Annotated in this window: 7 protein-coding genes; 5 read left to right on the forward strand and 2 right to left on the reverse strand. The window is 72.8% G+C overall.

Annotated features, from left to right (window positions below):
- Positions 1-203: 203 nt before the first annotated feature.
- Positions 204-920, forward strand: coding sequence for an alpha/beta fold hydrolase (locus tag ACWKZU_RS03180; protein ID WP_449280943.1), 717 nt, complete (start codon positions 204-206; stop codon positions 918-920).
- A gap of 425 nt (positions 921-1,345) precedes the next feature.
- Here ACWKZU_RS03180 and ACWKZU_RS03185 read toward each other — a convergent pair whose 3' ends face one another.
- Positions 1,346-2,344 (reverse strand): aldo/keto reductase, encoded by a 999-nt coding sequence (locus tag ACWKZU_RS03185; RefSeq protein WP_449280944.1) that lies wholly within the window; start codon positions 2,342-2,344, stop codon positions 1,346-1,348.
- 148 nt (positions 2,345-2,492) lie between these two features.
- Here ACWKZU_RS03185 and ACWKZU_RS03190 point away from each other — a divergent pair, with 148 nt between their 5' ends.
- On the forward strand, positions 2,493-3,245 hold the full coding sequence (locus ACWKZU_RS03190; RefSeq protein ID WP_449280945.1) for an SDR family NAD(P)-dependent oxidoreductase: 753 nt from the start codon (positions 2,493-2,495) through the stop codon (positions 3,243-3,245).
- A gap of 233 nt (positions 3,246-3,478) precedes the next feature.
- Here ACWKZU_RS03190 and ACWKZU_RS03195 read toward each other — a convergent pair whose 3' ends face one another.
- Complete coding sequence (locus ACWKZU_RS03195) at positions 3,479-4,933, reverse strand: amidohydrolase (RefSeq protein WP_449280946.1); 1,455 nt, start codon at positions 4,931-4,933, stop codon at positions 3,479-3,481.
- A 156-nt stretch (positions 4,934-5,089) separates the two neighbouring features.
- Between ACWKZU_RS03195 and ACWKZU_RS03200 the strand changes: the two genes are divergently transcribed.
- The 3 genes from ACWKZU_RS03200 (at position 5,090) to ACWKZU_RS03210 (ending at position 8,360) form a co-directional block, all read left to right on the forward strand.
- Positions 5,090-6,205: a zinc-binding dehydrogenase gene (locus tag ACWKZU_RS03200; RefSeq protein WP_449280947.1), complete on the forward strand. Its 1,116-nt coding sequence runs from the start codon at positions 5,090-5,092 to the stop codon at positions 6,203-6,205.
- Positions 6,206-6,312: 107 nt separating this feature from the next.
- Entirely contained in the window at positions 6,313-7,275 is a 963-nt protein-coding gene (locus tag ACWKZU_RS03205) for an aldo/keto reductase (protein ID WP_449280948.1), read from the forward strand.
- Between the two features lie 2 nt (positions 7,276-7,277).
- On the forward strand, positions 7,278-8,360 hold the full coding sequence (locus tag ACWKZU_RS03210) for an alpha/beta hydrolase fold domain-containing protein (protein ID WP_449280949.1): 1,083 nt from the start codon (positions 7,278-7,280) through the stop codon (positions 8,358-8,360).
- Positions 8,361-8,452: the final 92 nt, after the last annotated feature.

An 8,452-nucleotide genomic window follows, 5' to 3' on the forward strand; every position in this document is an offset into this window, starting at 1 on the left:
ACAATTGTAGAAACAAAAAGTCCAGGGCCACCCGAGTTTATTTTCTACTATCATAGAAAAACAGCGATCGGGCGTCTGGCCGGAGCGACGCGAGCCGCGCGGTTCGTCGCACCACCGACCCGCCGCACCTGCATCGATCCATCGATTCATCAAGTCATCAATCCAGCATTCCGCTCCCGCCGTTCGTCGTCGAAAGGTCAGCCATGACGCTCGCAGCCCACCACTTCCCCGCAGCCGGATCCGCGCAGCCCCCCGTCGTGCTGCTGCACGGCTTCGCCTCCAGCACCGCCGAGGACTTCCTCTCGACCGGCTGGGCGGAGTCCCTCCGCGCGGCCGGCCGCACCGCGCTCGCCGTCGACCTCCCCGGTCACGGCGAGAGCCCCGCCATCGGCTCCGCGGCTCAGGCGACGACCACGGCGGTCGTGGCCGCGATCCTCGACGCGATCTCCTCGGTGGCACCGGAGGGCGACTTCGACGTGATCGGGTACTCGCTCGGCGCGCGGCTGGCATGGGAGCTCCCGGCCGCCTCCCCGCGGGTGCGGCGCCTGGTGCTCGGCGGCGTCAGCCCCTTCGAGCCCTTCGCCGCGATCGACCCGGCAGAGCTCGAGGCGGCGCTCGGCGGCGGGTCGGCCGATCCCCTGGTGGGCATGATGGCCGGCATGATCTCGGCTCCGGGCCGGGACACCGCCTCGCTCGCGAAGCTGATCCCGGGTCTGGCATCAGAGCCCTTCGCGCCGCAGGCCGCAGCCCCCCGGGTGCCGACGCTGCTCGTCGCGGGCAGCGGCGACCAGATGACGCAGGGCATCGAGGGCCTTGCAGATGCGCTCCCCCAGGGATCGCTCACCCACGTGCCCGGCGACCACCGAGGCGCCCTCGACAGCCTCGAGTTCCGCACGGCCGCGATCCAGTTCCTGGCGTAACCCCCGGCCGATACGGGAGTCCTGCCCTGCCGTATCCGCCCGCGCAGAGCGGCGGAGCAAGACTCGCACTTCTTGCCGATGCGCCGGCGGAGCCGCACCTGCCGGCGGCGGCGCGAGCGACGCCCATGCGCATTCCCGGGGCGACGACTCGCACTCCACCGGCGCGACGCGCCGGAACCCGGAACCCGGTACGACCGCCGACGATCCCGGATTCGCAGGGCGCATTCGCGGCGCCGATGGCGACCGGGTGCAACCGCTCATCGCCCTCGAGCGACCGGGGCGGATAGATGCCGTGCAGCGTCGCCGCCGTCGGGCCGAGGCGACCTGCTGCACGGCAACGGGTGCAGTCCGCAACTCGCGAGGCGGTGATGCGGCGCCCTTCGACATGCACCCGCTCCGCCGGACCGATCCGGGTCGATGCCGGATCAGGCCGCGGGCGGCGCCCAGACCCCGTCGGCGCGCACCTCGCGGTCCAGCCAGAGCTCGGCCGTGGCCTCGCGGATCCGCTCGGCCCCCTCCCGCTCGAGCAGCGAGATCGCGCCGAGGTTGTCATCGAGTTGACGCACGCTCGAGGCGCCGAAGAGCACGTTCGCGGTGGCCGGGTTCGCCAGGCAGAACGCGATGCCGAGTTGCGCCGGAGTCGCGTCGAACGACTCCGCGATCTCGGCGACGCGGGGGTACGCGGCGACGATCCGCTCGCGGATGCCGCCCACGTCCGCGCCGATCTTGCGCCCCGGGCTGAGCTTGCCGACGAGGATCCCGCCCTCGAAGGCGTCGGAGGCCTGCAGCGCGAGTGTGCCGTCGGAGAACCAGCGCCCGTAGAACTCCCCCTCAGCCATGCTGCGGCGCACGAGACCGTACTTGAGCTGCGCGAAGCTCGGGGCCGTGAGCCCCTCGGCCGCGGCGGTGTCGAGGGCCAGCTGCAGCGCCTCGGCCGGCCAGTTGTTGACTCCCCAGCTCGAGAAGCTGCCGCGTTCGATCTCCGCCTGCACGTCGCGCACCACCTGAGCGATGTCGATGTCGCCCGTGAAGTCGCCCACGACGACCGTCTCGAACGATCCGGGATGCGCTCCGGCGGCGCCGATCCGCTCGAGCGACACGTCCATCTGCTCGGCGAAGCCGGTCCGCGGGTACTCCCACAGCCACAGCTTGCCGCACAGCCGGTACCGGGACCGCTCGAGCCCGAGCTCGTGGATCGCCTCGCCGAAGAGCAGATCGGTGCGCGAGGCCTCGGCGTGCGGACCCATGTTGTAGTAGGCGACGTCGAAGAACGCAGTGCCCGCCTCGACGGCGCGCTCGATCAGCGCTCGGCGGTCCACCGGCTCCATCCGGTCCCAGATGTTCCAGGACCCGAGCGCGAAGACCGGCACCTCCGGCCCGCCGGGTCCGAGCCTCCGCAGGGGAACCTCACCGCTGAACTCCATAACCGCCTCCTCGCAGCACTCCGGCTCCGGATCGGATCCACTCGATTCGACCCATTGCCCTTTATTTTCTACAATCGTATAATATAAATCACCACCGATCCAGTGCCGCCCCGGATCCGTCGCGGCGGCCCACGACGAAGGAGTCACCGTGACCTCATCCCGCACCGTCCTCATCACCGGCGGCGCCGGCGGCATCGGCCAGGGCATCGCCCGCGCGTTCATCGAGGCGGGCGACCGCGTGATCCTCGCCGATCGCGACGCCGCGGCGGTCACCGCAGCGGCCGATGCGCTCGGCGCCGGCGCCGGCGCGCTCGCGCTCGACATCACCGACGCCGCAGCCGTGGCGGCCGCGTTCGCCCGGCCGGCGCACGAGGGGGGCGCGGGCGGCACGGACGTGCTCGTCAACAACGCGGGCATCCTCTCGGTGCACGGCGCCGTCACCGAGCTCGCACCCGAGGCCTACCGCTCGATCCTCGAGGTCAACGTCATCGGCACCTTCACCATGATCCAGGCGTTCGCCCAGCACCGCATCGCCGCGGGCGGCGGCGGGACCGTCGTCAACATCTCGTCGATCGGCGGCCGCCAGCCGACCCCCGGCATGGGCGCGTACGAGTCGAGCAAGGCCGCGGTCGACTCGGTGACGCGCTGGGCCGCCATCGAGCTGGCCGCGCACGGGATCCGCGTCAACGCGGTCGCCCCCGGGCCCGTGCTCACACCCATGCTCGAGATGGGCATGCCCGAGGGATCGCCCGCCCGCGAGGCGTGGTCGAGCCGGATCCCGCTGGGCGACCTGGCGAGGGTCGAGGACATCGCCCCGGCGGTGACCTTCTTCGCGGGAGCCGGCGCAGCGCACATCACGGGTGTGAGCCTCGCCGTCGACGGCGGCCAGCTCCTCACCTGAGCCCCGCCTGCACTGCGCGGCCCCACCCGATCCCACCTCGCGCAACCCGCCGCTTCCGGCCCCCTCATCGGAAGAAGACCCAGCGAGTGGCGGATAACGCGGCTGAATCCGGAGAATCACCCTCGAAATCCGCCACTCGCGGGGCGCTGCGGGCCGGAAGGACCGCAGCGCCCCAATCAAGGCCCCCGGTTTCGGCTCGTCGCCGCGCTCCTCGCCCGACCGGCCGGGGCGGGCTACCGCTCCCCCTCGAACACCACGCGCCCGTCGAGCACCGTGAGCTCGATCGGCACCTCGGGCAGTCCGGCGGCGCCGACGTCGAAGGGGTCGCGGCCCAGCACCACCAGGTCGGCGACCTTGCCCGCCTCGACCGTGCCCTTCCACGAGCCCGCCCGGTCCTGCTCGGCCGGCACGGCCGTGTACGCGCGCAGCAGCCCGTGCAGGCGCTCGCGAGCCGCCTCGGGCGAGGCCGCACCGCCCATCCGCACGATGCGCGAGTCGGCGTCGGCGATCCCGCGCCGCCAGTCGAACCCGAGCACGGGGGCATCGGAGGACAGCACGAGCACCCCGGCGTCGAGCGCAGCGCCGTACGCCCACGCCGAAGCCGCCGTCTCGGCGCCCATCATGCTGGCCAGCCAGCCCTCGGTGGCGGCCGCGATGCCGGCCTGCGCGTTGAGCCACACGCCGAGTTCTGCCATGCGGCGCACCTGCGCCTCGGTCGCGAGGTCGCCGTGGATGATCACGTGCCCCGGTTGCCCGGCCGCGGGCGCCCCCGGCATCGCGGCGGCCTCGGCGATCGCGTCGAGCGCGAGCTGGATCGTGCGGTCGCCCGTCGCGTGGAGCCCGATCTGCAGTCCGGCGAGGTGCGCGGCGCGGATCATCTCGGCGAGGCGCGCGGCCTTCTGCTCGATCGACGCGCCTCGCACGAGCAGGTCGCCGTGGGTGCCGTCGTCGTAGGGCCGATCGGTCCAGGCCTGGCGCGACAGCGGGATCAGGTCGCCGAAGAGCTTGACGCCCGGCACGGCGAACCAGGTCGGGTCGCCCTCGGGGGCGGCGGCGGCGCGCTCCGCGATCCCGCGCAGCACGGTCTCGACATCGCTCGGTCCGTCGAGCACGCCGTAGAGCGCCAGCAGGGTGACGCGCTGCAGCAGCGCGCCCTCTGCGGCCAGCTCCCGGTAGACGTCGATCACCTCGCTGTGGAAGCAGCCGGTCTCGCCGTCGTCCTCGCCCGGGCCGATGCCGGGCTCGGTGTAGCTGGTGATGCCGGAGGCGGCGAGCATCTCTCCGGTGCGCAGGATCGCGGCGCGGCGCTCGGCGCGGGTGCCCGCCAGCGTGCCGCTCACCCCGGCTGCGGCCTCGGGATCCGGGGCGTTGAAGAAGGTGTGGGGCCAGCGCGCGCCGAGCCAGGCGCCGTGCAGATGGGAGTCGTTGATGCCCGGCAGCACGGCGCGTCCGTCGAGCTCGACCACTCGGGTGCCCTCGCCGATCCACGAGGCGATCTCGGCGTCGGATCCCACCGCGGCGATGCGCCCGCGCTGCACCGCGACGGCCTCCGCCCGGCCGCCCGCCGCATCCATCACGAGCACCGCACCGCCGCGCAGTACCAGATCGGCGGTCCGATCGGGCGCGGTCGCGCGCGTGCCGTCCTGCGCGAGTGCATCGCTCCGCATCGTCGCTTCGCTCGAGCTCATCACATTCCTCCAGGGGTCGGGACCCCGCCCCGCTCCGATCGAATCGGATGATCGGACATCGGGGCTTCCCGTTTAGGTCAACGTATGTAGAATAAAACCACATCGTCGGCATCCCGGCAACGACGCCATGCCGAAACCCACGGAATGGAGCACTCGATGACGATCCCCGAATCCACTCTCGCGGCCGTGCTGACCGAGCACGGCGCGGCGCTGGAGCTGCAGGAGCTGCCCCTGCCCGCCTCGATCGAACCCGGCGCCGCGCTGGTGCGCATCACGTGCACCACGCTCTGCGGCACCGACATCGAGATCTGGGCGGGCAAGATGAGCTTCCCCGGAATGCTGCCCATGGTGCTCGGGCACGAGATGGTCGGCGAGGTCGTCGCGGTGGGCGAGGGCACCGTCGACGCCCTCGGCGAACCCCTCGCGATCGGCGACCGCATCGGCTGGTCGGAATCGGTCTGCGGCCGCTGCTTCGGCTGCACCGTGCTGCGCGAGCCGGTGGCGTGCTCACGCCGTGGCTACGGCTTCCTGCAGCGCTCGGATGCGCCGCCCTACGCCACCGCGGGCCTCTCGGAGTACGCGTACGTCGTGCCGGGCGCGCAGAAGCTGCGGCTGCCCGACGAGGTCAAGGACACCTGGGCCTCGGCCGCGGGCTGCGCCGCGAAGACCGTGCTGCGGGCCTTCGACCGGGCGGGCGGCGTGCGGGCGGGATCCCGCGTCGTCGTGCAGGGATCGGGCGCGCTCGGGCTCTTCGCCACGGCGGTCGCGAGCATCTCGGGGGCGGGCACCGTCATCACCGTCGGCGCGCCGCCCGCCCGTCTCGAGCTCGCCCGGCGGTTCGGGGCCGACCACACCATCGACATCGCGGACGGCTCGGACGCCACGGTCGCCCGCGTGATGGAGCTGACCGACGGGCGCGGCGCCGACCTCGTGCTCGACTTCGCGGGCGCGCCGAGCATCGGCCCCGAGGCGATCGGCATGGCGGCGCAGCGCGGCACCTTCGTCGTCGTCGGGTCGACCGGCCCCACCGGGGATCCGTTCCCGCTGTCGGCGATCATGGGCAAGGAGCTCACGGTCGTGGGCTCGCTCAACGGCGACGTCTCCGACTACCACCGCTCGATCGAGTTCTTCCGCACCTTCGCCGACCGATTCCCCTGGGACGAGCTGTTCTCCGCTCCCTGCGGGCTCGAACGGGCTTCCGACCGCATCGCCGACATGCACCGGCTCGGCGAGATCAAGGCGGTCATCGATCCGCGGCTCACCAGGCTCTGACCCCCGTAGCTCTGCGCGAGCTGGCGAGTCGCAGGATCTCACCCGCCACGTCGAGAGCCCTCGACCCCTCCCTCGCGCAGGATGACCACTGATCCCGAAAGGACACCATGACCACCCCGATCCCCCGCCGCCGCATCGGCCGCAGCGACCTCGAGACCTCGGTCTTCGCCCTCGGCTCCTGGCACATCTACGACCGCATGCACTTCGAGGACGCGGTCGACCTCGTGCGCACCGCGCTCGACCGCGGCGTCACCCTGTTCGACGTGGGCGTCTACGGCTTCCCCGGCATGCCGCCTGCATTCACCGACGTGCTCTTCTCCGCCATCATCCGCGCGACCGGCGCGAGCCGCGAGGACTACCTGCTCTCCGAGAAGCTCTGGCTCGAGGGCTGGGACGACGCGGCCGGCTTCCGCCCGCAGCTCGAGCGGGCGCTGTTCCGCGTGGGCGCCGAGCACGCCGACCTCGTGGTGCTCGGCGACCTGCGCCGCGACGACGTGGCGCTGCGCGACATCGTGCTGAGCCTCGCGGAGCTGCGGAAGGCCGGCCTCATCCGCGCCTGGGGCGTGAACAACTGGTCCGCGTCGAGCATCCAGTCGCTCGTCGACATCGCCGCCGAGGAGGGTGCGCCCGGTCCCGAGATCGCACAGCTGAAGTACAGCGTCTCGAGGCGCTCGATCCCCGACGGCGCGCCGTTCGCGAAGCTGTGGGAGCAGGGGCTCTCGATGCAGGCCTCCGACGTCATGGAGGGCGGCTACCTCGCGGGCAAGATCGCCACGGACCGCGAGGTGGGTCGGGATCCGGGCGGGATCCGCCAGCGCATCATCGACGACGTGCCCCGTTTCGTGCGGCTCGCAGAAGACCTCGACTGCACCCCCGCGCAGCTCGCCATCGCGTTCACGCTCACGCACCCCGCCACCGCCACGACGCTCTTCGGGGCGTCGAGCGTCGCGCAGCTGAAGGCCAATCTCGGCAGTCTCGAGGTGCTGGAGCGGGTGGGTGCCGAGGAGATCCGCGCGCGCGTCGAGCCGTTCTGGGCCGACCGCGGCCTCGTCGACCCGGAGGGACCGTGACCGTGAGCGCTCCCGCACAGCCCGAGACCGCGCTGGCGGCGGCCGGCCAAGCCTCGCCGACCGCGCAGGCCTCTTCCGCGACCCCGGTCGCGCACGGCGCCCCGAGCGTCGCGCCGGTGCCGTTCGACCCCGAGATCGCGCCGGTCCTCGAGGCGATGGCCGCGACTCCCCAGCCGCCGCTCACCGAGGAGACGCTGCCGCTCATGCGCGGCGGGGGGCCGGCCTTCCCCTCCGGGGCCGAGGTCGCCGCCGGGCTGCCCGTGACCGCCGAGGAGCTCCTGATCCCCGGCCCCGAGGGCGCCCCCGAACTCGAGATCACGGTGTTCCGCCCCGAGGATCCGGGCCCCATGCCGCTGCCCGTGCTCGTCAACTTCCACGGGGGCGGCATGATCGTGGGGCACCGCAGCTGGGAGCACGGCCGGGTCGCCGATCTCGTCGCCCGGCACGGGGTGATCGGCGTCAACGTCGAGTACCGGCTGGCGCCCGAGGATCCCTTCCCCGCGGGCGTCGAGGACGACTACGCGGCCACGCGCTGGGTCGCCGATCACGCCGCGGAGCTGGGCGGCGACGCCTCGCGCATCGTCGTGATGGGCGGCAGCGCGGGCGGCGCCTTCGCAGCGGCGGTGGCGCTCATGGCGCGGGATCGCGGCGGCCCCGCGCTCGCCGGGCAGCTGCTGCTCTGCCCGATGCTCGACAACACGAACGCGACGGTCTCGAGCCTGCAGTACGACGGGATCGGCACGTGGCAGCGCGACGCGAACCTGCTCGCCTGGCGCTGCGTGCTCGGCGAGGAGCTGGCCTACTCCGTGGACGCCCCGGCCTACGCGGCCCCGAGCCGCGCCGCCGATCTGTCGGGCCTGCCGCCGGCCTTCATCGAGGTGGGCGCCGCCGAGATGTTCCGAGACGAGGACGTCGACTACGCAAGGCGCATCTGGGCGGTCGGCGGCACCGCCGAGCTGCACGTCTGGTCGGGCGGCTTCCACGGCTTCGACATGTACGCACCCGACGCCGAGATCACGCGCGCCGCGCTCGCCTCGCGCGACTCCTGGCTGCAGCGCGTCCTGAACGGAGCAGACCATGACTGACCAGTCACCCCCACCCGCACCGGCCTCCGCACCCGCACCGGCCCCCTACCGCGCCGCGGAGCCCGTTCCCCGGCCCGCGCCGGTGCCCTACG

This window comes from Leucobacter sp. (assembly GCF_053528595.1).

Excerpts from the sequence above, each read along its gene's own strand:
- ACWKZU_RS03200 (WP_449280947.1), top strand. The coding sequence starts at position 5,090 with ATGACGATCCCCGAATCCACTCTCGCGGCCGTGCTGACCGAGCACGGC.
- ACWKZU_RS03205 (WP_449280948.1), top strand. The coding sequence starts at position 6,313 with ATGACCACCCCGATCCCCCGCCGCCGCATCGGCCGCAGCGACCTCGAG.
- ACWKZU_RS03180 (WP_449280943.1), top strand. The coding sequence starts at position 204 with ATGACGCTCGCAGCCCACCACTTCCCCGCAGCCGGATCCGCGCAGCCC.
- ACWKZU_RS03195 (WP_449280946.1), bottom strand. The coding sequence starts at position 4,933 with ATGAGCTCGAGCGAAGCGACGATGCGGAGCGATGCACTCGCGCAGGAC.
- ACWKZU_RS03185 (WP_449280944.1), bottom strand. The coding sequence starts at position 2,344 with ATGGAGTTCAGCGGTGAGGTTCCCCTGCGGAGGCTCGGACCCGGCGGG.